This window comes from Microbacterium sp. GCM10027623 (assembly GCF_042666935.1).
In the GTDB taxonomy this organism is placed as follows: domain Bacteria; phylum Actinomycetota; class Actinomycetes; order Actinomycetales; family Microbacteriaceae; genus Microbacterium.
The window spans coordinates 1,245,655-1,272,499 of the sequence record NZ_JBHTHE010000001.1 but is presented as its reverse complement, the minus strand read 5'-3'; the positions used below and the strand labels follow the sequence as shown (position 1 = coordinate 1,272,499).

Genomic DNA, 26,845 nt, shown 5'->3' with positions numbered 1-26,845 from the left:
AAGATTCAGAGTGCCTGCACGAGTCCGCCGTCGCAGCGGATGGCCGCACCGGTGACATAGGAGGCGATGCTGCTGCAGAGCACGGCGGCCATCGCGCCGAACTCGTCCGGCCGCCCGTATCGGCCAGCGGGGATGAGAGCCGTCGATCGTCGGCGCACGTCGTCGACATCCACACCCTGCCGGTCGGCGCCGGCACGATCCAGCCCCTCCACACGCGGGGTCGCGATGCGTCCGGGCAACAACAGGTTCACCGTGATTCCGTCGGCGGCCACCTCGCCGGCCAGAGTCTTCAGATATCCCGCGAGTGCGGCTCTGCCGAGGTTCGAGGTCACCAGCCCGGCGAGGGGTGCGACGATCCCGGACGAGCCGATGGCCAGCACGCGGCCCCACTGGCGTTCGCGCATCCCGGGCAGCACTCGCGAGATGATGTCGATGCCTGGCCGGACCAGATCGTCGAAAGCCGCACCTGCCTCGTCCGCGGACAGAGCGGCCGCCGTCTGCGGTCGCGGACCGGGGCCGTTGACGACGAGAACGTCGATGGCGCCGAAGCGATCCTCGGCGGTGCGCACCGCGTTCTCGCGCGACCGTGCATCGCGCAGGTCGAGCGTCACCCCGATCGCGGAGGGCAGGCCGGCGGCGACCGCCTCTGCCGCCTCCGTCCGGCGACCGGTCACGACGACATCCGCCCCCTCGCGCCCGAGGGCCTCTGCGGCCGCTCGCCCGAGCCCGCCGGTGGATGCGAGGACGAGTGCCGTGCGGCCCTCGAGTCCGAGATCCATGCTCAGCCCTCCGTCAGATCGGCGATCAGGTCGAGATGACGCGCGGCGTGCTCGTGCAGAGCCGCCGGGAACGGGGTGGCCGGCGAGCGCACCGTCGCGTTCGCGATGAGGCCGCGGCGCCGCATGAGCTCCTTGCGGATCGCCAGCGCGATCCCGGCCTGCTGCTCGAAGTTGATCAGTGGAAGGTACGGGAGCAGGGCGCGTGATGCAGCCGTGAAGCCGCCCTCGTGCCAGGCGTCGATGGTCTCGACCAGTCCCTCGGGGAAGGAGAACCCGGTCATCGCGCCCGCAGCACCGCTCAGGAGTTCGTCGAGCAGCCCCTGCCCGCCGAGGCCTCCGAAGACCGAAGCCGTCGTTCCGCCTGCCACGATCCCGGCGACGGCAGGTGACGTGGGCGGCGCCTCCGCTTTGACCGCTGCGATCGACGGGATCGCGTCGAGAACGGTCTGGAGCGCGTCCGCGCCGATGGAGACCCCGCTGGCCCGCGGGTAGTCCTGCAGCACGATCGGCACGTCGGTCGCGTCGACGATGGCCTCGAGATGACGGATGACGGCATCGGCGTCACTGGAGTTGACCTGCACCATGGCGGCGCGGAAGCGCTGCCCGGTCACGGACACGGCACTCTCGATCTCACGGATGACCTCGCCGGTCTCGAGCGCGGTGATGCCGGTCACGATCGGCAGCTCCGTGCTCTCCGTCACGACGCGCAGCGCCCGCTCGCGTTCCTGCGGCGTCAGCGATGCGGCTTCGCCGAAGACGCCGAGCACGGTCAGGCCGCGCACACCTGCGGACTGACTGAACCGCACCAGCCTCGCGAGGCTCTCCTCGTCGATCTCGGCCGCATCGTGGGTGAACGGCGTCGCCACCACGCCCCACACCCCCGGTTCGAGAGGAGCGCGGAGGTCTGGCGTCGCGGCAGTCATCGGCCTGTCCACTGCGGCGAGCGCTTCTGCTGGAACGCTTCCACGCCCTCGCGCGCATCAGCGCTGTCGAGCGCGTCGATGAGCGCGGGCAGACGCATGCCCCTCGCCTCCTGCGCCGTGAGATGCCCGGTCTCGGCGACCATCTGCTTCATGGCTCGTATCGAGCTGGGCGAACTGGCCAGTAGATCGCCGACCCAGCGTTCGACCGCGTCGTCGAGCTCTCCCAGCGGGACGACCTCGTTGGCGAGCCCCATCCGGTACGCCTCCTGCGCGGGGACCATGCGTCCGGTGAGCAGCATGCCCATGGCGAGCTGGTGCGGCACCTTGCGCACGAGCTGATGGATGCCGCCGTCGAGGGCGAGCCTGCCGACCCGAGGCTCGGTGAGACCGAACTTCGCATGGTCAGCGGCCACGATGATGTCCGCCCCGAGGGCGATCTCCATCCCTCCGCCCACCGCGAACCCGTTCACTCGGGCGATGATCGGCACCAGCAGCGTTCGGCGCAGGCTGATGCCGCCGAAGCCGTTGGGGTCCAGGCCTGCCCAGTACTCCAGCCCGGTCTTGTCCACCGCGGAAGCGGACATGTCGGCACCGGCGCAGAAGGCGCGGTCCCCGGCCCCGGTGACGACCACCACACGCACCTCGGGTGAGCTCTCCATCAGCGCCCAGACCTCGTTGAGCGCGTCGTGCGTGCGCTGGTCGACGGCATTGCGCACGGCCGGCCTGTCGATGGTGACCGTCGCGACGCCGCGATCATCGATGACGAGCCGGACGCCGGCCTCCCACTCACGGACGGTCATCGCAGTGCTCCTGTCTCGACGAGCTCGCGGATGCGGTCCTCATCGAAACCGAACTCCGCGAGGACCTCTTCGTTGTGCTCGCCCAGCCGCGGGCCGACGCGGCGCACCGATGCGGGGGTCGCCGAGAGGTGAATCGGTGTGCCGAGCATCTTCACGGTGCCCGCGACCGGATGCTCCGCCTCGACGATCATCCCGTTGACGGCGGTCTGCTCGTCATCCAGCGCCTCGGCCATGGTGCGCACCGGCGCATGGAGGATGCCGACGGCATCCAGACGCTGCGTCCAGTACTCGGTGGTGTTCGTCGCGATCCGCTCGGCGAAGATGGCCTGCAGCGCAGCGCGGTTCGCCGTCTGCGCATCGAAGTCCGCGAACTCCGGCCGGAGCGACAGGTCTTCTCCGACCTCGAGCGCCTCGCTGATCTTGCGCAGGGGATCGGTGGTGAATCCGCCGACCATGCAGACGGCGGAGTCGACGGTGGAGAAAACACCGCTCAGCGGCATCCGCGCCCAGTTGATCTCCCGACCGCGGTTGAGGTGCATGCTCGCCTCCTGCATCTGCATGTGCAGCATGGAGTCGTACATCGCGACCTCCACCTTCTGCCCGACGCCGCTGACGTCTCGGGAGCGCAGCGCGAGCAGGATGCCCTGGAAGAGATGCATCCCGGTGGTGTAGTCGCACAGTGTCGTCGGGTAGACCGTGAGGGGCACGTCGTCGGAAGACCTGCGCCAGAGCACGCCGGAGTAAGCCTGGATGACGACGTCCTGTCCGCCCTCGTGTGCGTGCGGGCCGGTGGGCCCGAAGCCGGTGCCCGACGCCCAGATGATGCGCGGGTTCACTTTTTTGAGCTCGTCGTAGCCGAAGCCCATGCGCTCCATCACTCCGGCGCGGAAGTTGCTGACGACCACGTCGGACTCGGCGATCAGCGCGCGCAGCGCTTCCCGACCCTCGTCGGATTTCGTGTCCATCGCAACGCTGCGCTTGTTGCGGTTGATCGCGAGGAAGATGGGGTTGTCCTGACCGTCCCGGTCGGGCACGGAGTTGCGGGAGATGTCCCCGTACCCCGGGCGCTCGATCTTGATCACGTCGGCGCCGAAGTCACCGAGCAGCTGCGTGCAGCTGGGTCCCATGAACACCTGAGTGAAGTCGATCACGCGCACGCCTGCCAGCGGCAGCGCCTGTGCGGGGTCGGAGTGCTGGAGCGGGGTGCTCATACCTGGATCTCCTCCTTCTCGCCCGACGGGACCTCTGAGAACTCATCGATGGTCGCGTTGGCCGAGGGGATGTCGCCCGGGTCGGCGTTGTGCTCGCGCATGAGTCGCTGGATGTCCGTGGCATCGACATCGCGGACGCGCACCTTCTGCTGCAGCGACAGCACTCCGGCGAGCGCGACCGCCTGCCCCATCGCCATGCACGGCGGGATCTCTCGCGAGCTCTTCTGCGCGTCCGAGGTCGCGGAGTAGTGGCGCCCGGCCACCAGCAGCTGGTCGACGTTCCTGGGCACCAGAGAACGGTAGGGGTAGTAGTAGTCCCGGCCGCGGGCGACGGAGTCCTGGAAGTGCCGGCGCTGAACGACATCGTCCTTGGTCATCACGTACTCACCCTGCAGCAGCCGGGTCTGACGGACGCCGATCTGCGGGGCCGTGTCGACCACGAAGGCCTTCTCGAACCCTGGCATGTTCTCCCGGACGTACTCGACGACGGCTGCGATGCGTTCGCGGGCCGAGAAGTCGGCTTCCGTCAGGGATTCCGGGTCCGTGCCGTCGAAGCCGTTCATGTGCGGGGCATTGCACCAGATGACGCCGTCCAGCGGCGTCTTCAACCACCAGTGCTCCCAGGCTCCGCCGAGGATGCGCTTGGCCTGACGATTCAGTGCGCGCGCCGCCTTCGGGTCGGCCTGCTCGAATTCCTCCGCACGCTTCACATCGATACCGCCGAGGCGGAAGACGAGGGTCGTGATGTAGCTGCCCTGGATGAAGTCGGCTCCCGCACGCGACGCGACGTCGATGTCGCCGGTGGTGTCGATGACGACATCGGCCAGATGCACCTGGGGCCCGGATTTGGTCTCGGCGATGACGCCCTTGATCACGCCGTCGTCGACGATCGGACGGGCGAACCAGGAGTGCAGGAACAGCCGTACTCCCGATTCACGGACCAGGTCGTTCGAGACCCGCTTCCAACCGTCCGGGTCGAACGCGGCGGCGTACACGATCGGCTTCGGGTGGGCCTTGCTGTGGAAGTCGTAGGTTCCGTAGCGGTTCCATTTGTTCCACAGCTCCTCAGATGCCCGGCGGTCCTCCTTCGGGGGGACGACTGCGAGGCCGAGCTTCTGCAGACGCTCGACGTACTCCGAGACGATGCCGGTGACCGTGATCTCCTGACCGTTGATCATGTCATCGAGCACGAGGACCATCCCGCCCGAGGCGAGTCCGCCCAGCGAGGAGTACCGTTCCAGCAGAGTCACCGATGCCCCGGTTCTGGCTGCGGTGACGGCGGCCGCTGTTCCCGCCGGCCCTCCCCCGACGACGAGGACGTCCGAGCGAGAGGCGATCGGCGCCCGCACTTCATCGGAGGTGATCGCGAGTGCGCTGGTATTCATGGGGTCTCCCCTTCTTCTCTGACTGGGAACATCAAGCTGTTTTTAGCATATTGAATTTATTAACTATGTCAAGCATCGGTGGCGACGCGCAGCGGCAGGGCAGCCACGTGCGGGTGATCCTCGACGGGCCCGAAGTCCTCGGCCCCTCCGGGGGAACCGAGGGGCGCGAACACCTCCTCGGCGATGCCGATGTACCGCTCGTCACCCCCTTCTGCGTCTTCGCTGAAGGTGATCGCCTCGACCGGGCACACGGATTCGCACGCCCCGCAGTCGATGCACTCCGATGGATGGATGTAGAGCGTGCGCGCACCCTCGTAGATGCAGTCCACTGGGCACACCTGGATGCACGAGAGATCGCGGACGTCAACACAGGCCTCACCGATCACGTACGTCATGACGGCACCTCTTCTCTTCTCTGTGCCGCCGGTCCGGCGGCTGCTACTGAACCACTCCGCGCGCGACGAGCGCGCGGATCTGCTGCGGCGACAATCCGGCGTCCGTCAGGATCTGATGGGAGTGCTCCCCCAGTTGCGGAGGCGCGGCGTGCACCTCCGGCGGCGCGGCCGACATCCGGATGGGCGATGCCACCGTGCGGATGAGGCGGCCGTCGGAGTCCGGGAACTCCAGCAGCATCCGGTTGACCTCCGTCTGCTCGCTCGCCAGAGCCTCGGTGAGGGTGAGAACGGGCCCGCACAGCACGTCCTGCTCCTCGAGGGCGGCGAGCCACTGCGCGGTCGTGCGCTCGCGGAGCCGATCGGCGATGACCCGGCGCAGCTCGCCGCGGTTCTCCCGCTGGCCGTCCAGGTCGGCGAAGCGCGTCTCCCCCGACAGGTCGGGCAGCTCCAGTGCCGCGCAGATCCGCTGCAGCGGGTTCTCCTTGAAGGCGCCGATGATCACCAGCTCCGAGTCGAGCGTCGCGAAGCAGCCGGTCAACGGCATCATCGCCCAGTTCAGCTCGACGTCGTGCATCAGCCGAGCAGTGGCCTCCTGCGCCTGCATGGCGAGCATCGAGTCGTACAGGCTGACCTCGACCTTCTGCCCCTCTCCGGTGCGTTCCCGCTGCAGCAGGGCCAGCAGGATGCCCTGCACGAGATGCTGCCCCGCGGTGTAATCCGCGATCGCGGTGGCGTACACGGATACCGGCGCGTCCGGGTCGGGCGTGCGCTTCATGACGCCGGAGTACGCCTGCCCGAGCACGTCCTGCCCACCCTTGTGAGCGTAGGGGCCGGATGGGCCGAAGCCGGATCCGGCAGCCCAGATGATGCGCGGGTTGATCCTTCGGGCGTCCTCGTAACCGAGCCCCAGGCGCTCCATCACCCCCGGGCGGAAGTTGCTCACGACGACGTCCGATCGGGCGATCAGGGATCGGGCGACGTCCCGGCCGGCATCCGTGCTCAGATCCAGCGCTATGCCGCGCTTGTTGCGGTTCAGGGCGAGGAACACCGGGTTGTCCATCCCCTGCTGGGCCAGCACGCCGCGTCGGGAGAGGTCGCCCACCCCGGGCCTTTCGACCTTGATGACATCGGCGCCGTAGTCCCCCAGGGTCTGGGTCGCGATCGGTCCCATCATCACCTGTGTGAAATCCAGCACGACGGTGCCGGCGAGCGGCTGCGTCATCGCGGCCTCCTTTCGAGGACTGCGCCACGGTCCCGCGCGAGCGGGACCGTGGCGCGCAGCCTCACATCTTGGACTCGGGAGTCCAGGTCACGATCAGACGCTCCAGCACGGTGATGATGGTGAAGAACACCACGGCCACCAGCGAGGCCATGATCATGGTCGCGTACAGGAACGGGGTGTCGAAGTTGTAGGTCGCCTGGATGATCAGGTAACCCAGTCCCTCCTGAGCGCCGATCCACTCGGCCACGATCGCTCCGATGACCGAGGTGGTCGCGGTGATCCGCAGCGACGAGAACAGGAACGGCACGGAGGCGAAGACCCGCAGCTTCCAGAACGTCTCGCTCCGCGATGCCGACAGCAGGCGGAACAGTTCCAGGTGCTCGCGATCGACGGCCTTGAGGCCCTTGACCATGTTCACAAGCGTCGGGAAGAACGAGATCAGCGCGGCGATCACGACTTTGGGCGCGTAGCCGGTGCCGAGCATGAGCACCAGCACGGGCGCGATCGCCACGATCGGGATGGTCTGGATGAACACCGCCACCGGCATCAGCGCCTCTTCGGCCGCGCGCCAGTGCACGAACAGGACGGCCAGCAGCACCGCGACGCTGTTGCCGACGAGGAAGCCCAACAGCGCCTCGAAGGCGGTCGGCCACATGTTCGTCGTCAGCGACGGCAGCTTCTCCACGAAGGCACCGGCGACCTCGACGGGCGTCGGGATGATGTAGTACGGGATCTGGAAGATCACGCAGACGAGCTGCCAGATGACGAGAAGGACCAGCACCGCGAGGATCGGAGGACCGAACCTGCGCAGCGGGGATTTCTTCGTCGTGGCCTTCTTCGCCGCGGATGAGACGGCGAGTGCTTCGGTTGTCGTGGACATCGTTCACGCACCTTCCAGTGCCTGGCGCAGCAGCGCCTCGTATTCGCCGAACTCGGGGAGCGTCCGCACAGCGCGGGAGCGATCATCGGGCAGATCGATATCGTGCACCTGACTGATCCGGCCGGGCTGGGCGGACATGACGACCACCCGCTGAGACAGGAACACCGCCTCGGCGATACTGTGCGTGACGAACACGATGGTCGTTCCGGTGAGCTTCCAGATGCTCAGAAGCTCCTCGTTGAGCCGGTCACGGGTGATCTCGTCGAGAGCGCCGAACGGCTCATCCATGAGCAGGACCTTCGGCCGGGTGATCAGGGCGCGGGCGATCGAGACCCGCTGGCGCTGACCGCCGGAGAGCTGAGCAGGCAGCGCCTCGGCCCGGCCGCCCAGACCGACCAGCGCAAGGAGCTCCTGCGCCCGGTCACGGTCCTCGTCCGTGGCCTTGCCGGGACCGATCTCCAGCGGCAGCAGCACGTTCTCGATCGCATTGCGCCAGGGCAGCAGGGCGGCATCCTGGAAGACGAAGCCGAGATCCCTGCCCTCGCGAGCACTCTTCGGGGTCGCGCCGAGCACCGTGACCGTTCCAGCCGTCGGCGCCAGCAGATCGGAGATGATCCGCAGCAGTGTCGATTTGCCGCAGCCGGAGGGACCGAGCAGCGAGGTGAAGCTGCCGGCCTCGAGCTGAACGGAGACGCCCTCCAGGGCGGTGACCGGGCCGCCGGCGGTGTCGAAGGTGATTCCGACGCCGTTGATGAGGATCGGTTCCATGGTCTTCACGTTCGACATGGTCTCAGCCCTTCGGACGCACGTCGGCGGTCGCGTCGAGGATCTGCCAGGTGGCGACGTCCTCGACCTTCGGAGGGGCGGAGTTGAACTGACCGAGCTCGTCCCAGAGGTCGATCTGCGCCTGCCAGACCTCCTTCTTCATCATGCCCCAGCCGTCCGTCTTCGTGTCGGGGCCGAAGATGTAATCCATCAGCGCTCCGCCGTCGTCCTTGATGTCATCGAGCTTGACCTCTGGCGACATCTCCACCATCGCCTCGGCGGCTTCGTCGATGTTGTCCCGCACGTAGGTCCAGCCCTTGGCCGTCGCCTCCATGTACTGCTCGACGATCTCGGGGTTCTTCTCGAGCACCTCGTCGGTCGTGTAGTAGATGTACGCGTACAGCGGTACGCCGAACTTGGCGAGAGGCATCGAGGCGAAGTCCTCACCGAGTTCGCGACGCTGGGACTTGGAGTTCAGCCACGTGCCGAAGGCGTCGACCTGCCCGGTCAACAGCGGCGCGATGGTGTCACCCGTCGCGACGAACTCGACCTTCTCCGGGTCGATCTTGTTCGCAGCGAGGAACGCCTTGAAGAGGATCTCACTCGTCGCAGGACCGCCGACCGTCTTGCCTATCAGGTCGTCCGGGGACTCGATCGGACTGTCGCTCTTGGAGATCCACGCGTACGGATGCTCCTGCACGCCCACTCCGAACGCCTTGACCGGGATGCCCTGCGAACGGGCGAGCATCAGCGAGGGGCTGGACGAGATCTGGCCGATCTGCGATTCGCCGGCGGCGACCAGCGCGATGCCGTCGATGCTCGGACCGCCCTGCTTGATCTTGAACTGCAGGCCGATGTCGTCGTAGTAGCCCTTCTGCAGCGCGATCGCCTCGCCCATCTGACCGGAGTTCAGCAGCCAGCCCAGCTGCATGTTCAGGGGGGTGCCGCCCTTGCCTCCGGCCCCGGCCGGTCCGCCTCCGGGCGAGGAGCACCCGGTGAGAAGCGCGTTGCCGAGCAGCAGACTGCCGAGTGCGACACCGGTTCCCTTCAGGAGATGGCGTCGCGAGAGATCGGTGAACATCGGGTTGGACATGCGGGTCTCCTCATTGAGATTCGGGCGCGCGACCTGACGCGCCCGCCTTGTGGGGTCGGTGGGACGTGCTTCTCAGGCATGCCGAGGGCAGCCCTGTCGAGGCACTGTACTGTGTTGCTTCCGGTACGGACGCCGGAGTTGTGCGGCTGCCTACCAGGTGGGGGGCGTGATGACGGAGATGGAGGCGCACGGCTCGTCGGAGCTGTTGGCGAACCAGTGCGGTATCGACGAGTTGTAGGTGATGGAATCGCCTGCTTCGAGGACGAAGCGTTCTCCGTTGAGGTAGACGTCCTTCTTGCCGGAGATCACGATCACGAACTCCTCGCCGCCGTGCTTGAACGGAGTGCTCTCGGTCGTCGAGCCGGGCGGCGTGACGACCCAGATCGCCTCGAGACTTCCGGAGAGGTTCGGGGTGAGCAGCTCGAAGACCGTGTCATCGCTCGACGATTCCGGTGCGCGACCTTTCAGGTCACGGCGGGCGTTCTTGCGGACGACCGGCGAGTGGCTCTCCTCCTCGTCGGGAAACAGCTTCCCGACGGGGACGTTCAGGCCGTGCGCCAACTGCACCAGCGTGGTGAACGAGGGGTTCGCGAGTCCCCGCTCGATCTGACTGACGATCGCGGTACTCAGGCTTGTGGCCCGAGCAAGATCGGCGAGAGTGAGGCCCTTCGCCTTGCGCATCTCGCGCACTCGACTGCCGATCGTCTCCAGGATGACGCTCACCCCCAACTCAGCGGGAGCTTCAGTGCTAACGTCTACCATGAATCCGATCCTCCGGTGGAGCGAGTGCGTGTTTTCAGTATAGTTAAGAAATTCACTGAGTCAACACCCTGATCGAGGTCATTCCGATTGATCGGTGAACGCCTGCTTCGGCACGAGCATGAGCAGCACGGCGGCTGCCAGCGCGGTCGCGCCGCAGACGATCCACACCGTCGCGAAGCCGGACAGTGATCCGGCCGTCCCCTCGACGGCGTTCCCGGCAGCACCCGCCACGCCGTTCAGCAGCGCGATGCCGAACACGCACGACGCGATCGCGCCGCCCACTGTCTTCACGGAATTAGTGAGCCCCGTCGCGACGCCGGTCTGCGTCGATGGCGCGGCGGATGCTGCCGCGGCGGGCAGGGCTGCCACGAGCGCACCCGACCCGAGGCCGACGATCACCATGTTCACCACCACCTGCAGGTACGTGCCGTGCAGCGGCAGGAACAGCAGGAACCCGACTCCGACGAGCGTCGACGCACCCACGAGGGTCAGCCGCGGCGTGGTGAGGCGCGCGATGAGCGGGAACAGCAGCGCCCCGGTGATCATCGCGATCAGGTAAATGCCGATGATCAGGGAGGTCGCGAACCCGGTCGTGCCGAGCCCGTAGCCGTACACGGCCGGATCGGTGCGCGCGAAGGTCGACAGCGGTGCCTGCGCACCGAGCACGCTCACGCCGAACAGCCCGGCGGTGAGGAACACCGGCCCGAGCGCCGGCGAGCGGAACATGCGCACGTCGATCACCGGATCGTCATGCTTGAGCTCCCACAGCACGAACGGGATCACCAGCAGGATGCCGAGCGCCACCACGATCCACGACCAGGGACTGGTCAGACCACCGGGCAGACGCAGCAGGCTGAGCCCGCCGGTGAAGCAGATCAGCGCGATCGAGATGAGGGAGATGCCGATCGTGTCGAGTCTGCCGCCGGTCAGCTCCGGCGACTCCTTCACCCCGAACAGGATCACGAAGAAGCACACCACGATCAGCACGGCGGGCACCAGCAGCACGATCCGCAGCGGCAGGACGTCGATGAGCGCCCCACCGGCCAGCGCACCGATGATCGCTCCGGCCTCGAGCGCGGCCACGAGCATTCCCGCCGCGCGAGCCGTGACCACCGATCTGCCCTGCATCGTGCGCGACCTCGACCAGATCAGTGCGATCTCCAGCGGCAGCCACACCACGTAGAAGCCCATCAACGCCCAGCCGATCAGGAACACGACGAACGAGTCGGTGAAGGGCAGCACGAGCGCCGCCGCCCCGGTGAGAGCGGTCGAGACCAGCAGCATCCGTTTGTGACCGATCATGTCGCCGAGCTTCGCGAAGGCGGGGACCACCAGCGCCGACAGCATCAGCTGGGTGCCCTCGAGCCAGTTCACGTCGGCGTCGTGAATCCGCAGATGCCGTGCGATGTCGGTGAGCATGGGGGTGTAGTAGCCCTGCAGCACGCCGCTGGTGAACTCGACGAACGCGAGGAAGCCGACGACCACGGCGAGCGCGCCGAAGGTCGTCTGGCGCAGGGAGTCGGTGCGCGTCATCGCGCCTCCTGTTCGGGTGGGACGGCTCTGGGTTCCGGGCCGCCGATCCTGTCGAGTCAGCTCACTGTAGCCGTTCGATGAGCGCGCGGTGGAACCGCTCGCCGCGCTCGAGGGCGGCGATCTCCACGCTCTCGTCGACACCGTGGATGCTCGCGCGCTGCGCGCCCGACATCTCCAACGGCGCGAAGCGGTACACCGCCGGGGAGAAGCGGTGGAAGTGTCGGGAGTCGGTGGCCGCCATCATCACGTAGGGCACGGCGGGCACCCCCGGATGCGAGATGCTCAGCGCCTCTTCGAGCAAGGCGAACGGCGCACCGTCGGTCGCCGACTCCGGTGACGGCTCACTGCCTTCGAGCACCTCGATCGCGACGAGCGGGTCGGCGATGCGATCGCGCACCCGCAGCACGGTGGCGTCCACCGACTCGCCCAGCGCGATGCGCAGGTTGATCGTGGCGGAGGCCTGCGACGGGATGACGTTGGCGGCGGTTCCGCCGGTCTGCATGGTCGCCGCGACCGTCGTGCGCACCAGCGCGGCGGGTTCGCCGCCGAGCGTCGCGAACACCCGGGCGGTGAGCGCCGGCATCCGGCTCAGCAGACCGAGGCCGACGCCGACGACACCCGGGGTGCGCGTGGCGAACTGCGCCAGCATCCGGCTGATCGCTTTCGGCGTGCGGGCCGGGAACATCGACGGATCCAGACGGTCCACAGCACGCGCGATGCGGCGCACCGCGGTCTGCGCCGGAGGCGTGGAGGCGTGACCGCCGTCGCCGCGGGTCGACAGGAGCAGGGTCACGACGCCTTTCTCCCCCACGCCGATCATGGCCGCGCTGCCGGGCACGAACGGCAGCGGTGAGTCCACCACGGCGCCGCCCTCGTCCACGACCAGCCACGGGGTGATGCCGCGCTCGCGGAAGGCGTCCGAGATGGCCAGCGCGGCACCGCCGAACGTCTCCTCGTTGCCGCCGAACGAGAGGTATACATCGCGAGCGGGGACGAAGCCGTCGGCGAGCAGATTCTCGACGGCCTCGATCACGACGATCAGCGGCCCCTTGTCATCCAGCGCTCCGCGTCCGTACACCGACCCGTCGGCGATGCGGCCCTCGAAAGGCGGGTGGGTCCAGGGGTCGGATTCGTCGACCGGCACCACGTCGTAGTGCGCCATCAGGACGAGCGGATCGGATGCCGTCCTGCGCCCCGCCCAGCGGTACAGCAGTCCGAGATCGGTGTGCCGCTCCAGGGCGAGGTGCTCGTGCACGAGCGGATACTGCTCGGCGAGCAGCTGCTCGAACGCCTCGAACGGCGCGATCCCGCGCTGCTTCAGCTCGGCCGAGACAGTGGGGAGTCGGATCATCTGCGACAGGCGCTCCGCGATGCCCGGGCGAACGGTGCTCATCCGCTCAGCCTATTGCCGACCCCGCAGGTTTCCCTCAGCGCCATCGGCGGCCGACGCAGCGGCGGATTCAGCGCAGCGCGTGCTTCTCGATGAAGGCGCGCAGCGCCTGCTCGTCGTCCGCCATCTGCGTGACGTGCTGCGGGGCTTCCAGCATCTGTCGCAGCTCGGCGGAGAACTCCAGGTCGACGCCGATCGCCTCGGTGATGATCTCGGAGAACTTCTGCGGTTTCGCGGTCTCCAGCACCAGCATCGGCACGTCCTGCTCGACGTGGTCCCACGCGATCTTCACGCCGTCGGCGGTGTGCGGATCGATGACGTCGCCGCAGTCCTCGTACACCGAGCGGATGGTCGCCACCCGGTCGGCATGGGTCGAGGTGCCGCTGACGATGCCGAACTCGCTCTCGAAGCGCGACTGCTCTGAGGAGAAGTCGAAGTACCCCTGGGAATCCAGATCGGACCAGGCGCTGACGACGCGTTCCGGTGAGCGCCCGACCAGGTCGAAGATGAAGCGCTCCAGGTTCGACGCCTTCGAGATGTCCATCGACGGGCTCGACGTGGCGTGCGTGTCGGCCGCGGAGCGCGGCCGGTAGATGCCGGTGCGGAAGAACTCGTCGAGCACGTTGTTCTCGTTCGCCGCGAGTACCAGGCGACGGATCGGGACGCCCATGTTCTTGGCGAAGAACCCGGAGAGGATGTTGCCGAAGTTGCCGGACGGCACGGTGAAGGACACCTGGAACCCCGGGCGGAACTCCGGCTCCACGGCATCCGTCACCCGCAGCCAGGCCCAGAAGTAGTAGACGACCTGCGCGGCGATGCGGCCGAGGTTGATCGAGTTCACGGCGCCGAGATGCTGGGCATGCTTGAACTCGAGGTCGCCCGCGAGCCTCTTCACCAGGTTCTGGCAGTCGTCGAAGACGCCCTCGACGGCGATGTTGTGCACGTTCGGGTCATCGAGGGAGTACATCTGCGCGCGCTGGAACGAGCTCATCCGGCCCTGCGGCGAGAGCATGAAGACCGACACGCGCTCCTTGCCGCGCAGCGCATGCTCGGCGGCGGATCCGGTGTCCCCGGAGGTCGCACCGACGATGTTCAGCACGCGGTCCTTCTTCTCCAGCACGTCCTCCAGCACCTGCCCGAGGAACTGCATCGCCATGTCCTTGAAGGCGAGCGTCGGCCCCTCCGAGAGACCCACGAGCGTGACGCCCCCTCCGATCGAGCGCAGGGGAACGACCTCGTCGGGGAAGTCGGCGTACGCGGCTTCGGTCATCCTCGCGAGATCCGGGCGGGGGATGTCCGTGGCGAACAGGCCGAGCACCTCGGCTGCCAGCTGCGGGTAGGTCAGGGCCCTCCAGCGCTCCAGCGTCGCGGATTCGACCTGCGGCAGCGCCTCGGGCACGGCCAGCCCACCGTCGGGCGCCAGACCCTCCAACAGGGTCTCGCTGAACGGCTGCGGCTCCATGCCGCCGCGGGTGGAGATGTACCGCACGGTGAACTCCTCGGGTCGATCGCTCGGGGTTCTTCCCATTCTCGCAGGGTCCACCGCCGCTCGAGGCCGGATGACCGACACCCGACACCGCCGGCATCGCTACCCCGCGCCGCCGGGGGATGCCGATGACGACGATGACTGGCCCTCGGACAGATACGACAGGCGACGCAGCGTCTCGTTGTTGCGCCACCGCAGCACCGGGTCGGTGAGGAAGCGCGGCAGTGCCGCGCCTGCCCCCTTCACCGCCCACTCGCGGATCCTCACTTCGCATCCACCGTCGCGTGGTTCGACATCGAGGATGACCTTCGCCTCCCCCAATGGCCAACCGCGCGCCTGCATGACGGCGCGGCGAGGCGGTCGCCACTCGAGCATGCTCGTGTCGCCGTTGAGGAGGAAAGGCCAGGTTCCCACGGAATGGTCCAGTGTGGACTCGGGAGCAGGCCATCCGGCGCTCACGTCGCGCATGCGCGCGGCGCCGACCACCCATGCCGGGTACAGCCAACCGTTGCCGAGCACCTCGAACACCGCTTCGGGTGTGCAGCGCATGAACCGTCGATTCGTCGCCATGATCGCCTCCAGACCCGTGATTGTCGCAAAGGATCCGGAGCAGCGGAAGCCCCTTCCCTCCAGCGCCGCCGACGTGTTCGATGGGCCTTCGGGACAGCGGTCCAGGTACGCGATCACGCCCGTCGAGAGAATCGAGCCGGTGATGCGACGCGACGTCTTGCCTTTCTCGCGCGTGGCGCCGTCTTTGCGTGAGGCCGTGACTCCTGCCCGCCTGCTGTTCGCGGCGAAGACCGCCATCGCGGTGGGCATCGCGTGGGCGGTCGCACCGCTGATGCCCGGCGTGACCGACGAGTATCCGTACTATGCGCCGTTCGGCGCCCTGATCAGCATGTACCCGACGCTGATGTCCTCAGCGCGATCCAGTCTGCAGACGCTGCTGGGCCTCGCCGCGGGTGTCGGGCTGGCGATCCTCATCGTGCTGACTGTCGGCCCGAGCCTGTGGTCGGTGGCGCTCGCCGTGGGCCTGGGCACGCTGATCTCCGGCACCGGGTGGTTCGGGATGGGCCGTGAATACATCCCCATGGCCGCCCTGTTCGTGCTGATCATCGGCGGCCAGCATGCCGATGAGTACTCTTTGGGCTACGTGACCCAGACGGCGGTGGGTGTCGCGATCGGCCTGGGGATCAACCTCGTGATCCCGCCGGCGCCACTGGTGGCAGAGGCAGCCGCGCGCATCGACGAGTTCCAGCAGCGTCTGGCCACCCACCTGCGGGACATCGCCGAGGCCGTCGAGGAGTCCTGGCCCCCGGAGCACAGCGCCTGGGCGGAGGACGCCGGCGCGCTCGCCGAGACGAGTCGCACGCTGCGCAGCGCGCTCGCCGATGCCGATGAGTCCCGGCGCGGCAACCCGCGGGCGTGGGTGCGTCAGACCGACACCCGCAGAGAGCACAGTCGCCTTGAGGTGCTCGAGGAGATCGCGCATCAGATCCGCGACATCTCCGGCTGCCTGACCGACACCATCTGGGAGCGGCCGGGGGCGTTTCCCCTCGATCCTGCACTGCCGAAGCCGCTGTCTGAGGCCTGCCGCGCGGTCGCCGCGCTCATCGACGGCGAGGAGGATGACGAGCGGGATGTCGCCGAGGCCGCGGTGCGCGACCTAGTGGAGGCCGTGCACGCCCGCTCCGTCGACTCGGATTCGATCGCCGGTCCCGGGGTTCTCACGGCGATGCATCTGCAGCGCATCCTGCTGCTCGCCGGGCAGTCGACAGAGGGAGACGCGAGCCGGTAGCGGACGATCAGGACAGCCGGTAGTGCAGCAGCAACTCATCTCCCGATCGCAGGACCGAGGACAGCCTCGCGCGCGCAGGCACTGATGGCGCCTCGGTGAGCACCGGACGCGCGATGCGTCCGGCCCTGCCCACCTCGAGCGACGGAGCGAGGGTGAGGTGCAGGGCGTCCACCGCGCCCGCGGCGAGCATCGCTCCGAACAGGTGCGGCCCTCCCTCGGAGTGGATGCGGCGCAGGCCACGGTCGGTCATGTCCTGGCGGATCCGCATCCCGTCGGCGTCCTCTTCGCCCGCGTCCACCACGTCGGCGACCCGGGAGAGCTCGGCCCGCCGCTCGACCGGGGCGGATGCGACGGTGTAGACGATCGGCCGCACAGGGGCCTCCGCGAAGATCGGCGACGACGGATCCAGGTCCAGGCTGCGACTGACCAGCGCGAACGCCGGTTGCGGGGCGAGTCCGGCAGCCGTGCGCCAGGCCAGGGCGTCATCCGCCAGACGCATGGCCCCGTACCCCTCGATGCGGGCCGTGCCCGCGCCCAGCAGCACCGCATCCGCGGGCCGGCGCAGCAGCTCGAACAGCCGACGATCGGCGGGGTCGCCGAGCTCACCCGAGCGTCCTTCCCGGGTCGCGGCGCCGTCGAGACTGCTGATGAAGTTCATCCGCAGCCAGGTGCGATCGGACGGAAAGGACGCGAGCTCCAGCAGCGTCGCGTCGTCCAGATCGGATTCCGGGTCCGGCCAGACCCGGTCGATCACCGCCTCCGGGTCAGACATTGCGGCTCGGGTGGGTGTTGTGCTCGAGGCGAACCGGCTCACGCCAGCCGAGGATCGCCTCGATCATGCGCACAGCGTCCACGGTCTCGCGGATGTCGTGCATGCGCACGATCCGCGCTCCGTTCAGGATGCAGGCGGTCATCGCCGCCAGCGAACCCGCCAACCGCTCCCCCCGCGGGCGGTCGATCGATTCGCCGATGAAGTCCTTGTTGGACACCGCGACCAGCAGCGGCACATCGAGTGACGCGATGTCGCCGAGTCGGCGGGTGATCTCGAGCGTGTGCAGCGTGTTCTTGTCGAGATCGTGACCGGGGTCGACGATCAGCCGCTCGCGCGCCACGCCCGCGGCCTCGGCTCGGGCGATCCGGTCGACGAGAAAGGAGCGCACCTCGCCGACCACATCGTCGAAGTGCGCGGCGGGCTTCTCCACCCGCGGCGGCCCGACGCTGTGCGTGATCACGATGTGCGCCTCGCTCGCCGCGAGCACGGCGGCCATGCGCGCGTCGCCGAGCCCGCTGGTGTCATTGATCACGGCCGCGCCGGCCGCGATGGCCTGCTCGGCGACATCCGCGTTGTTCGTGTCGACCGAGATGACCAGTTCCGGCCTGGCAGCCGCGATCGCCGACACGACCGGCACCACCCGGTCGATCTCCTCGGCTGGGGTGACGACCGGCCCGCGGCCGAACGGCACGCCGCCGATGTCGACCCAGTCCGCGCCCTGATCCCCCGCGCGCAGCGCGCTCTCCACCGCCCGATCCAGAGCGAAGGTGGCGCCCTTGTCGTAGAAGGAGTCGGGAGTCCGGTTGATCACCGCCATCACCGCGACCTGCCGCGAGAAGTCGAAATCGCGGGCGCCGATGCGGCGTAGCGTCCGGGTCTCCGTCACTCGATCAGCTCCGTCACTCGATCAGCCCTTCTGTGGCCTCGTCTGCGATCACCGAGTCGTGCCGACGCTGTCGCGCACGGCGTCGGAGGAGTCCCAGTCATTGGCGTGCATGGCCGCGCGCACGGTGCCGTCCTTGACCCAGTACGCGCGGAAGGCTCCGCCGTTCACGACGTCGGTGTCTCCCTCGATGTCCACCCGATCGTATCCGTCGGGGCCGACGCTGCCGAAGTACTCCATGCCGAGGTCGTACTGATCGGTGAAGAAATACGGCAGGTGGGTGTACGGCTCCGAGGCGCCCGCGAGGTTGTGCGCGGCGACCTTCCCCTGCTCGATCGCGGTGTCCCAGTGCTCGACGCGGATCCGGCGGCCGAGAACCGGATGCTGCTGCGACGCCACGTCACCGATCGCATAGATGTCGGGATCGGAGGTGCGCAGGGTCTCATCCACCAGTACGCCGTGGTCGACGTCGAGGCCGGCCTGGTCCGCCAGTTCCGTCGCGGGGATGGCGCCGATGCCGACCACGACGAAGTCCGCGGCGGCCATCGCCTCCTCGGCGACGGGGGCGCCCAGGCGCAGGTCCACGCCGTGCGCACGGTGCAGGTCGGCGAACAGCTGGGCGACCTCAGGCCCGAGGACCGCGACCAGGGGCAGGTCGGCGACCTCGTAGACAGTGACCTCGGCACCCTTCTGCCGTGCGGCCGATGCCACTTCGAGGCCGATCCAGCCGGCGCCGACGATGACGATCTTCGCGCCGGGCTTGAGCGCGTCGAGCAGTCGCGCGTTGTCCTCCACCGTGCGCAGGTAGAGCGGATCGGCGACCCGGTCTGCCGCGGGGAAGCGCCGCGGGAATGCACCGGTGGCCAGCAGCAGCTTGTCGTATCCCTGCTCGCTGCTCGCACCCCCGACGACGGGCTCAGTGCGCAGCGTGTGCGCGGCGCGGTCGATCGAGACGACCCTCACGCCGCGTTCGAGGCGCACCTTGTTCTCCACGTACCACGCCTCGTCGTGCACCTGAGCCTCCTCGACCCGCTTGCTGCCCAGGAGCACCTCCTTCGACAGCGGCGGACGCTCGTAGGGAAGGTGGTCCTCGGCCGAGAAGATCACGACATCCCCGTCGTATCCCTGCTCGCGCAGTTCGGTGGCTGCGGTGGCGGCGGCGAGGCCTCCCCCGACGATCGCGATGGTCATGATGTGTTCCTTCCGGGTGGTGCTCTGTGGAATGTGGTGCTCAGGCTCGGGCGGAGGCCGACGTCTCGGCAGATGCTCAGCGGGTGCGGTCCGCAGCGAGTGAGAAGAACTCGGCGCGTGAGCGCGCGTCCTCGCGCAGAGTGCCGCGCAGCGCGGAGGTGGACGTCTTCGATCCGGTGGCGCGCGCGCCGCGGAGCGTCATGCAGGCGTGCGTCGCCTCGACGATCACGCCGATGCCGCGAGGCTGCAGCCGGGCGGCGAGCGCGTCGGCGATCTGCACGGTGAGCCGCTCCTGCGTCTGAGGACGGCGCGCGTAATGGTCGACCATGCGTGGGATCTTCGACAGTCCCACCACCCGATCGGCGGGCAGATAGGCGACGTGCGCCACGCCGGTGAAGGGCAGCAGATGGTGCTCGCAGAGGGACTGCACGGGTATGTCGCGGATCAGCACCAGCTCGTCGTACCCCTCGCTGTTGGCGAACGTCGTGAAGTCGAAGGGCTCGGGTGACAGCAGTTCGGCATAGGCCTCAGCGAGACGGCGGGGCGTGCGGGCCAGATCAGGAGCATCCGGAGCATCGGGATCGACGCCGAGTGCCTTGAGGAACATCCGCGCCGCCTGTTCCGCCTCGACGAGATCGACGGGTCGCGGCGCCGTTTCGATCCGCAAGCGGTGGGGAGCGACGACCTGCGCGTCGTCGTCGTCGTGAATCGCTGTCATCGTCAAGGCGGGCCTCCCGTGCTCGTTCCCTCCATCACACACCCGGAGCGCTTCTAAAAGCAAGTCTCATTTCTTTTAGACGACAACACAGGGATGGTAACCCGTCTGCCGCAGGCTGGCAATCCCGTGGTCTCAGGAGGTTCCGGACCTTAGAGTCGACTCACCTTCCGCCGGACACACTCGGCGGACCCGTCACCCCGACGGCGCCCGTGATCCGGGCCCGTCAGGACAGGAGCACTCATGTCTGCCACGGTCAGGCCCCCCCGGCATCTCGGTGCACCCCCGGCGAACGCGAACCGCACGGCGGACGCGGCGACCCCGGCCGAGCCGGCTTTCGAACTGGTCGACATCGACCGCTATGTCGTGCTCCACGACGGTCCGATCGGATACGTCGAGGTCGTACCGCCGCTGTTCATCTGCTACGCCGGGCATCCGTACCCGAGCGCCGTGGAAGTGGCACAGGTGTTCGACTTCGACAACGCCGTGCGCTGCGTGCTGGAACGCGCCGCGCCGGCTGCGCACGGTCGATCCGCCGCATGACTCTCGACATCTGGCCCGGGTCCGCTCACCCGTTGGGAGCCTCGTTCGACGGCCAGGGCACCAACTTCGCGTTGTTCAGCGAATGCGCCGAAGCCGTACAGCTCTGCCTGTTCGACGAGGACGGGAACGAGGAATGCGTCGACCTCACCGAGATCGACGCCCACGTCTGGCACGGATACCTGCCGTCGATCCAACCTGGCCAGCGGTACGGATACCGCGTCCACGGCCCCTACGATCCCGCGAACGGCAAGCGCTTCAACCCGAACAAACTGCTCCTCGACCCCTACGCGAAGGCGGTCGCGGGGCAGGTCCAGTGGGGACAGGCCGCCTTCTCCTACACGTTCGGCGACCCGGACTCGCGCAATGACGACGACTCCGCGGATGCCATGCCCAAGGCGGTCGTCGTCAACCCGTTCTTCGAGTGGGCTGACGACCGGCATCCGCAGACGCCCTACGCGCAGACGGTGATCTACGAAGCGCATGTGAAAGGCCTCAGCATCCGGCATCCCGACGTGCCCGAGGCGCTTCGCGGCACATACGCCGGCATCGCGCACCCCGCCATCGTCGAGCATCTCACCCGACTGGGCGTGACGGCGATCGAACTCATGCCCGTGCACCAGTTCGTGCAGGACAGCACACTGGAGGAGAAGGGGCTGTCGAACTACTGGGGCTACAACACCCTCGGATTCTTCGCCCCGCAGAACACGTACTCGTCCAGCGGCGAGCACGGCCAGCAGGTGCAGGAGTTCAAGGCCATGGTGCGGACTCTGCATGCTGCCGGCATCGAGGTCATCCTCGACGTCGTGTACAACCACACCGCCGAGGGCAACCACCTGGGTCCGACGCTGTCCATGCGGGGCATCGACAATGAGGCCTACTACCGGCTCGAAGAGGACGACCTCCGCTACTACACGGATTACACGGGCACGGGGAACAGCCTGAACGTCGGCAACCCCCACGCGCTGCAGCTCATCATGGACTCCCTGCGCTACTGGGTGACGGAGATGCACGTCGACGGGTTCCGGTTCGACCTGGCGTCGACTCTGGCGCGCGAGTTCTACGACGTCGATCGGCTCGCGACGTTCTTCGAGCTCGTGCAGCAGGATCCGGTGGTGTCGCAGGTCAAGCTCATCGCCGAGCCCTGGGACATCGGACCCGGCGGCTACCAGGTGGGCAACTTCCCCCCGCAGTGGTCCGAGTGGAACGGCAAGTACCGTGACACCGTGCGCGACTTCTGGCGCGGCGAGCCGCAGGCGCTGGGCGAGTTCGCCTCGCGCCTGACCGGGTCGGCCGACCTGTACGAGCACTCCGGTCGACGCCCGGTGGCCTCGATCAACTTCATCACCGCCCACGACGGGTTCACCCTGCGAGACCTGGTGAGCTACAACGAGAAGCACAACGAGGCCAACGGCGAGGACGGCGCCGACGGAGAGTCCCACAACCGCTCGGACAACATGGGTGTGGAGGGCCCGACCGACGACGCCGAGGTGAATCGCCGTCGCGCGCGTCGCCAGCGCAATCTGCTGGCCACCCTCCTGCTCTCGCAGGGCGTGCCGATGATCTCGCACGGCGATGAACTCGGACGCACTCAGGGCGGCAACAACAACGGCTACGCCCAGGACAACGAGACGACCTGGATCGATTGGGACAACGCCGATCTGCCGCTGGTGGAGTTCACCGCCGCCCTGGTCAGGCTGCGCAGTGAGCACCCCTCTTTCCGGCGCAGCCGCTTCTTCGACGGACGCCCGGTGCGCCAGGAGGACGGCGAACGGGTACCCGACATCCAATGGCTGCGGCCTGACGGCGCCGTGATGGAGCCCGAGGACTGGGATTCGGGTTTCGGCCTGGCCGTGGGGATGTTCCTCAACGGTCAGGGCATTCGGGAGAAGGATCTTCGCGGACGCGCGGTGACCGACCGGAACTTCCTCGTCTATTTCAACAGCGGCGAGGACGGACTCGAACTAGTGCTCCCCGACCGTCGGCATGGCGAGAAGTGGGAGGTGGCCGTGGACACGGCGGGCGCGCTCACGGACGACGACATCGCCGCGGCGAGCAGCATCCGTCTTGAAGCCGGTTCGCTGTTGGTTCTTCGCGAGACCGATGACGATGACGAGCCCGCCGACGCCTCCGTGGATGCTTCCCTGCGCATCCAGACCGAACAGGCCGCAGCATCTGCACCGGAGCACGAGAGATGACTCGACGCCCGCTCTCCACCTACCGTCTGCAGATCAGTTCCCGCTTCACCCTCGACGAGGCCGCCGCCGTCACGCGCTACGTGAGCGGACTCGGCGCTTCGTGGGCATATCTGTCCCCGCTCCTGGCCGCGACGACGGGTTCCGATCACGGCTACGACGTGGTCGATCACTCCCGCGTCGACGAGTCGCGGGGAGGCGAGGCGGGACTGGTGAGGTTCGCTGCGGCAGCACGCGCCGCAGGCCTCGGGATCCTCGTCGACATCGTGCCGAATCACGTGGGCGTCTCCGCACCGCGGCAGAACCCGTGGTGGTGGGACGTGCTCCGGCAGGGACGCGACTCACGGCACGCGGCGGCCTTCGACGTCGACTGGCACCGCGGCGGCGGGAAGGTGCGGTTGCCCATCCTGGGCTCTCAGCCCTCCGACGTACTCGCGCGCGGCGAGATCGTCGTGGACCCCGCACCATCGGAGGGGGCACCGGACGGTGTGCTGTCGTACTTCGAGCACGTGCTCCCACTCGCACCCGGCACGGCCGGCCTGCGCGACGACCTGCCCGCACTGCTGTCCGCGCAGCACTACGAGCTGCGTTTCTGGCAGGACCAGAACGACCACCTCAACTACCGGCGCTTCTTCGCCGTCTCGGAGCTGGCGGCGATCCGCGTCGAGCTCCCGGACATGTTCGCGCGTTCGCACGAGCAGGTGATCCGGTGGATCCGCGAAGGTCTGGCCGACGGCATCCGGGTCGACCACCCCGACGGTCTCCTGGACCCCGAGGAGTACCTGGAACGGCTCGCGGATGCCACGGGCTCGGCCTACACGCTCGTCGAGAAGATCCTCGAGCACGGCGAGCAGCTGCCGTCGTGGTGGCGCACCGACGGCACCACCGGTTACGACGCCCTGGCCGAGATCGACCGGGTGCTGATCGACCCCGACGGAATGCCGGCGCTCACCGCCCTCGACGAGCGGTTGCGGGCACAGACCCATCTCGAACCCGCACCGGCGTGGCCGGACCTGATCCGCTCCACGAAGCGGACGCTGGCCGACGGGCTCCTGCGGTCGGAGGTGCACCGACTCGTGCACGACCTGCCGTTCGGGATCGTCGGCGCGGCGGACGCGCTCGCGGAGCTGCTCGCCTGCTTCCCGGTCTATCGCTCCTATCTTCCGGTCGGCCGCACGCATCTGCGCCAGGCCGCGGAGGAGGCGACACGGCATCGACCGGAACTGGCGTCCGCCATCGCAGAGCTGGAGCCGCTGCTGGCCGATCCGCGCCTGGAGGTGTCGCGCCGCTTCCAGCAGAGCACCGGCGCAGTGATGGCCAAGGGCGTCGAGGACACCGCCTTCTACCGGTACACGCGGCTCGGCACGCTCACCGAGGTGGGCGGCGATCCGTCGGTGGCGTCGCTCACTCCAGCCGAGTTCCATGCCGCCCAGCAGGCGCGTCTGGCGGCGTGGCCGCACGCGATGACGACGCTGTCGACGCACGACACGAAGCGCTCCGAAGACGTCCGTGCCCGTCTTTCCGTGCTCTCGGAGATGCCGGAGCGCTGGGCTGAGGCGCTCGAGGATCTGCGTGCCGTGGCCACCACCGGGCACGGCCCGTTGGACAACCTCCTGTGGCAAGCGGCGGTCGGCGCCTGGCCCATTCCGACGGACCGACTGCTCGAGTACGCGACGAAGGCCGCCAGGGAGGCATCGGAATCGACGCACTGGCAGCATCCGGATGCCGATTTCGAAGCCGGCCTCGCCCGGCTGGCCGAGGCGGCGAACGGAGCCGCACAGCCCATCATCACCGGATTCGTGGACGAGATCATCGGATTCGGACGCTCGAACTCGCTCTCGGCGAAGCTGCTGCAGCTGACCGGCCCGGGCGTGCCGGACGTGTATCAGGGCACGGAGCTGTGGGATCTGTCGCTGGTCGACCCCGACAATCGGCGGCCGGTGGACTTCGCGGCCCGGGAGCGGATGCTGGAGGAACTGGACGCGCAGGTCGCGACAGGCACGCTGCCCCCGGTGGACGATTCCGGCCGCGCCAAGCTGCTCGTGACCTCGCGCGCACTGCGCCTGCGCCGCGATCACCCGGAGTGCTTCACCGCGTACCGCCCCGTCACTGCGCAGGGCACGGCATCCGCGCATGTCATCGGCGCGCACCGCGGTGGCGTGACGGCCGTCGCGACGCGGTTGCCAGCCGGTCTCGCCCGCAGAGGCGGCTGGGGCGACACGGTGCTGATGCACTCCGAGCTGCCCACGACGGATGTCCTGACCGGACGACGGTTCGACACGGGTCCGATCCCGCTCGTGGAGCTGCTCGCGCATTATCCGGTCGCCCTGTTGCGGGAGCTGCGATGATCTCGGTGTGGGCTCCGCGAGCGGAGCGGATGCGAGTGCGTCGCCTCACCGCCGACGGCGCCGTCGCCGACGAGCGCGACCTCGCCGCCTCCGGGGATCGGACAGGCTGGTGGTCGGGCGATATCGACCTCGCGGACGGCGAGCGCTACGGGTTCGTGATCGATCACGGCGATGAACTGCGCGCGGATCCGCGCTCGCGCCGGCAGCCGGATGGCGTGCACTCCGCGTCGGCCGCCTTCGACGCCGGCGCGTTCGAATGGACGGATGCCGCCTGGACCGGGCGGCAGCTGGCGGGCGGGCTGATCTACGAACTGCACCTGGGGACCTTCACACCCGAGGGCACGCTCGATTCGGCGGTCGACCGGCTCGATCATCTCGTGGATCTCGGGGTGACCCACGTCGAGCTGCTTCCTGTGAACGCCTTCAACGGGCGGTGGAACTGGGGATACGACGGCGTGCTCTGGTACGCCGTGCACGAGGGGTACGGCGGGCCGCGCGCCTATCAGCGCTTCGTCGACGCAGCACACGCCCGTGGCCTCGCAGTCATCCAGGACGTGGTCTACAACCACCTGGGTCCCAGCGGAAACCACCTGCCGGAGTTCGGTCCCTACCTGCGTGACGGCGCGGGCAACACCTGGGGCGATTCGATCGACCTCGACCAGCACGAGGTGCGCGAGTACATCATCGGCAACGCGCTGATGTGGCTCGACGAATACCATGCGGACGGGCTGCGACTGGATGCCGTGCACGCGCTGCAGGACGACGGTCCGACGCACATCCTTCAGGAGCTCTCACAGCGGGTGGACGCTCTCTCGGCAGCGGTGCGCCGTCCGCTGACGCTCATCGCCGAGTCCGATCTGAACGACCCGACGCTCATCCTGCCGCGCGAAGCAGGCGGCTACGGGCTGACCGGCCAGTGGTCCGACGACTGGCACCACGCCGTTCACGTCGCACTGACGGGCGAGACGACCGGCTACTACGCCGATTTCGCCGCACCGGACGCCCTGGCGAAGGTCACCCGCGGCGGCTTCTTCCACACCGGCACGCACTCCTCGTTCCGGGGCCGCGAGCATGGAGCGCCCATCCCGGACGCAGTGCCGGCTTGGCGACTGGTCACGTTCGCGCAGGATCACGATCAGATCGGCAATCGTGCCGCCGGCGACCGGCTGAGCGCGACGCTGTCCGAGGACAGGCTCTCCGTCGCCGCGGTGCTGACCCTCACCGCGCCCGGCACACCGATGCTCTTCATGGGCGAGGAGTGGGGCGCCTCCACACCATGGCAGTTCTTCACGTCGCATCCCGAGCCCGAGCTGGCTCGAGCCACCGCAGAGGGACGCATCAGGGAATTCGCGCGGATGGGCTGGGATCCTGAGCAGGTGCCGGATCCGCAGGATCCCGCCACCTTCGAGCGCTCGCGCCTGGACTGGAACGAGCTGACGAACCCGCGGCATGCCCGGCTGCTCGTGCTGTACCGCGAGTTGGCCGCGCTGCGGCGGGACCGGCCGGAACTGACGGATCCGGATGCCGCGCGCAATGCCGTGACGCTGCTGGCCGGCGATGCGCCCGATCGGCGCGCCTTTCTCATCGAGCGCGGTGAGGTGTGGGTGCTGGTCAACCTCACCGCCGCTGCGGTGGAGTACGTGATCGATGACGGTGCGGAGGTGCTGCTCGCAACCTCGGAGCCGTCGCGGACCGGTGACCGCTTGAGCGTCGCCTCCGACTCCGCGGTCATCGTGGGCCCGCGATCGGTCCGTCGCCGGTAACCGGTTCGGGCCGCTG

General features: G+C 68.3%; 24 protein-coding genes. 5 read left to right on the top strand and 19 right to left on the bottom strand.

Features of this window, described 5'->3' with window-relative positions:
* Positions 1 to 5 precede the first annotated feature (5 nt).
* The 15 genes from ACFQY2_RS05765 to ACFQY2_RS05695 form a co-directional block, all read right to left on the bottom strand.
* On the bottom strand, positions 6 to 779 hold the full coding sequence (locus ACFQY2_RS05765; RefSeq protein WP_378744696.1) for an SDR family oxidoreductase: 774 nt from the start codon (positions 777 to 779) through the stop codon (positions 6 to 8).
* Positions 780 to 781: 2 nt separating this feature from the next.
* Positions 782 to 1,702, bottom strand: a complete 921-nt coding sequence (locus ACFQY2_RS05760) for a dihydrodipicolinate synthase family protein (RefSeq protein ID WP_378744695.1) — start codon at positions 1,700 to 1,702, stop codon at positions 782 to 784.
* Complete coding sequence (locus ACFQY2_RS05755) at positions 1,699 to 2,502, bottom strand: enoyl-CoA hydratase-related protein (protein WP_378744694.1); 804 nt, start codon at positions 2,500 to 2,502, stop codon at positions 1,699 to 1,701. The genes ACFQY2_RS05760 and ACFQY2_RS05755 overlap by 4 nt, the downstream gene beginning before the upstream one ends.
* Positions 2,499 to 3,713 (bottom strand): CaiB/BaiF CoA transferase family protein, encoded by a 1,215-nt coding sequence (locus tag ACFQY2_RS05750; protein ID WP_378744693.1) that lies wholly within the window; start codon positions 3,711 to 3,713, stop codon positions 2,499 to 2,501. Before ACFQY2_RS05750 ends, ACFQY2_RS05755 begins: the two co-directional genes overlap by 4 nt.
* A complete protein-coding gene (locus tag ACFQY2_RS05745) occupies positions 3,710 to 5,098 on the bottom strand; it encodes an FAD-dependent oxidoreductase (RefSeq protein ID WP_378744692.1) in 1,389 nt (462 codons plus the stop codon). The genes ACFQY2_RS05750 and ACFQY2_RS05745 overlap by 4 nt, the downstream gene beginning before the upstream one ends.
* 68 nt (positions 5,099 to 5,166) lie before the next feature.
* On the bottom strand, positions 5,167 to 5,493 hold the full coding sequence (gene fdxA / locus ACFQY2_RS05740; protein ID WP_378744691.1) for a ferredoxin: 327 nt from the start codon (positions 5,491 to 5,493) through the stop codon (positions 5,167 to 5,169).
* 43 nt (positions 5,494 to 5,536) lie between these two features.
* Positions 5,537 to 6,715, bottom strand: a complete 1,179-nt coding sequence (locus ACFQY2_RS05735) for a CaiB/BaiF CoA transferase family protein (protein ID WP_378744689.1) — start codon at positions 6,713 to 6,715, stop codon at positions 5,537 to 5,539.
* Positions 6,716 to 6,776: 61 nt separating this feature from the next.
* A complete protein-coding gene (locus ACFQY2_RS05730; RefSeq protein WP_378744688.1) occupies positions 6,777 to 7,595 on the bottom strand; it encodes an ABC transporter permease in 819 nt (272 codons plus the stop codon).
* Between the two features lie 3 nt (positions 7,596 to 7,598).
* Positions 7,599 to 8,381, bottom strand: a complete 783-nt coding sequence (locus tag ACFQY2_RS05725; protein ID WP_378744687.1) for an ABC transporter ATP-binding protein — start codon at positions 8,379 to 8,381, stop codon at positions 7,599 to 7,601.
* Positions 8,382 to 8,385: 4 nt separating this feature from the next.
* Complete coding sequence (locus tag ACFQY2_RS05720; RefSeq protein ID WP_378744686.1) at positions 8,386 to 9,453, bottom strand: ABC transporter substrate-binding protein; 1,068 nt, start codon at positions 9,451 to 9,453, stop codon at positions 8,386 to 8,388.
* A 150-nt stretch (positions 9,454 to 9,603) separates the two neighbouring features.
* Positions 9,604 to 10,176, bottom strand: coding sequence for a helix-turn-helix domain-containing protein (locus ACFQY2_RS05715; RefSeq protein WP_378744685.1), 573 nt, complete (start codon positions 10,174 to 10,176; stop codon positions 9,604 to 9,606).
* A gap of 117 nt (positions 10,177 to 10,293) precedes the next feature.
* The gene (locus tag ACFQY2_RS05710) at positions 10,294 to 11,748 is read right to left on the bottom strand and encodes an MFS transporter (protein WP_378744684.1); all 1,455 of its coding nucleotides are present in this window, start codon (positions 11,746 to 11,748) and stop codon (positions 10,294 to 10,296) included.
* Positions 11,749 to 11,809: 61 nt separating this feature from the next.
* On the bottom strand, positions 11,810 to 13,141 hold the full coding sequence (locus ACFQY2_RS05705; RefSeq protein WP_378744682.1) for a M20/M25/M40 family metallo-hydrolase: 1,332 nt from the start codon (positions 13,139 to 13,141) through the stop codon (positions 11,810 to 11,812).
* A 67-nt stretch (positions 13,142 to 13,208) separates the two neighbouring features.
* The gene (thrC, locus tag ACFQY2_RS05700; protein WP_378745037.1) at positions 13,209 to 14,627 is read right to left on the bottom strand and encodes a threonine synthase; all 1,419 of its coding nucleotides are present in this window, start codon (positions 14,625 to 14,627) and stop codon (positions 13,209 to 13,211) included.
* A gap of 99 nt (positions 14,628 to 14,726) precedes the next feature.
* Positions 14,727 to 15,194, bottom strand: coding sequence for an SRPBCC family protein (locus ACFQY2_RS05695; protein WP_378744681.1), 468 nt, complete (start codon positions 15,192 to 15,194; stop codon positions 14,727 to 14,729).
* Positions 15,195 to 15,390: 196 nt separating this feature from the next.
* On the opposite strand from ACFQY2_RS05695, the gene ACFQY2_RS05690 reads away from it, so the two are divergent.
* Positions 15,391 to 16,422, top strand: coding sequence for an aromatic acid exporter family protein (locus tag ACFQY2_RS05690; RefSeq protein ID WP_378744680.1), 1,032 nt, complete (start codon positions 15,391 to 15,393; stop codon positions 16,420 to 16,422).
* Between the two features lie 7 nt (positions 16,423 to 16,429).
* Here the strand turns inward: ACFQY2_RS05690 and ACFQY2_RS05685 are convergent, their stop codons facing one another.
* The 4 genes from ACFQY2_RS05685 to folE form a co-directional block, all read right to left on the bottom strand.
* Entirely contained in the window at positions 16,430 to 17,194 is a 765-nt protein-coding gene (locus tag ACFQY2_RS05685) for a dihydrofolate reductase family protein (RefSeq protein WP_378744679.1), read from the bottom strand.
* Positions 17,187 to 18,080, bottom strand: a complete 894-nt coding sequence (gene folP / locus ACFQY2_RS05680) for a dihydropteroate synthase (RefSeq protein WP_378744678.1) — start codon at positions 18,078 to 18,080, stop codon at positions 17,187 to 17,189. Before folP ends, ACFQY2_RS05685 begins: the two co-directional genes overlap by 8 nt.
* A gap of 48 nt (positions 18,081 to 18,128) precedes the next feature.
* Positions 18,129 to 19,268 carry an NAD(P)/FAD-dependent oxidoreductase gene (locus ACFQY2_RS05675; protein ID WP_378744677.1) on the bottom strand — a complete coding sequence of 380 codons (1,140 nt, stop codon included), beginning with the start codon at positions 19,266 to 19,268 and terminating at the stop codon, positions 18,129 to 18,131.
* A gap of 76 nt (positions 19,269 to 19,344) precedes the next feature.
* A complete protein-coding gene (gene folE, locus ACFQY2_RS05670) occupies positions 19,345 to 19,986 on the bottom strand; it encodes a GTP cyclohydrolase I FolE (RefSeq protein WP_378744676.1) in 642 nt (213 codons plus the stop codon).
* A 240-nt stretch (positions 19,987 to 20,226) separates the two neighbouring features.
* On the opposite strand from folE, the gene ACFQY2_RS05665 reads away from it, so the two are divergent.
* Genes ACFQY2_RS05665 through treZ form a run of 4 tightly spaced genes read left to right on the top strand, consistent with a single transcriptional unit; the run spans position 20,227 to position 26,829 of the window.
* Positions 20,227 to 20,526 (top strand): hypothetical protein, encoded by a 300-nt coding sequence (locus ACFQY2_RS05665; RefSeq protein WP_378744675.1) that lies wholly within the window; start codon positions 20,227 to 20,229, stop codon positions 20,524 to 20,526.
* Positions 20,523 to 22,721 (top strand): glycogen debranching protein GlgX, encoded by a 2,199-nt coding sequence (gene glgX, locus ACFQY2_RS05660; RefSeq protein WP_378744674.1) that lies wholly within the window; start codon positions 20,523 to 20,525, stop codon positions 22,719 to 22,721. The genes ACFQY2_RS05665 and glgX overlap by 4 nt, the downstream gene beginning before the upstream one ends.
* Positions 22,718 to 25,066, top strand: coding sequence for a malto-oligosyltrehalose synthase (gene treY, locus ACFQY2_RS05655; protein ID WP_378744672.1), 2,349 nt, complete (start codon positions 22,718 to 22,720; stop codon positions 25,064 to 25,066). Before glgX ends, treY begins: the two co-directional genes overlap by 4 nt.
* Positions 25,063 to 26,829, top strand: a complete 1,767-nt coding sequence (gene treZ, locus ACFQY2_RS05650; protein WP_378744671.1) for a malto-oligosyltrehalose trehalohydrolase — start codon at positions 25,063 to 25,065, stop codon at positions 26,827 to 26,829. The genes treY and treZ overlap by 4 nt, the downstream gene beginning before the upstream one ends.
* Positions 26,830 to 26,845: the final 16 nt, after the last annotated feature.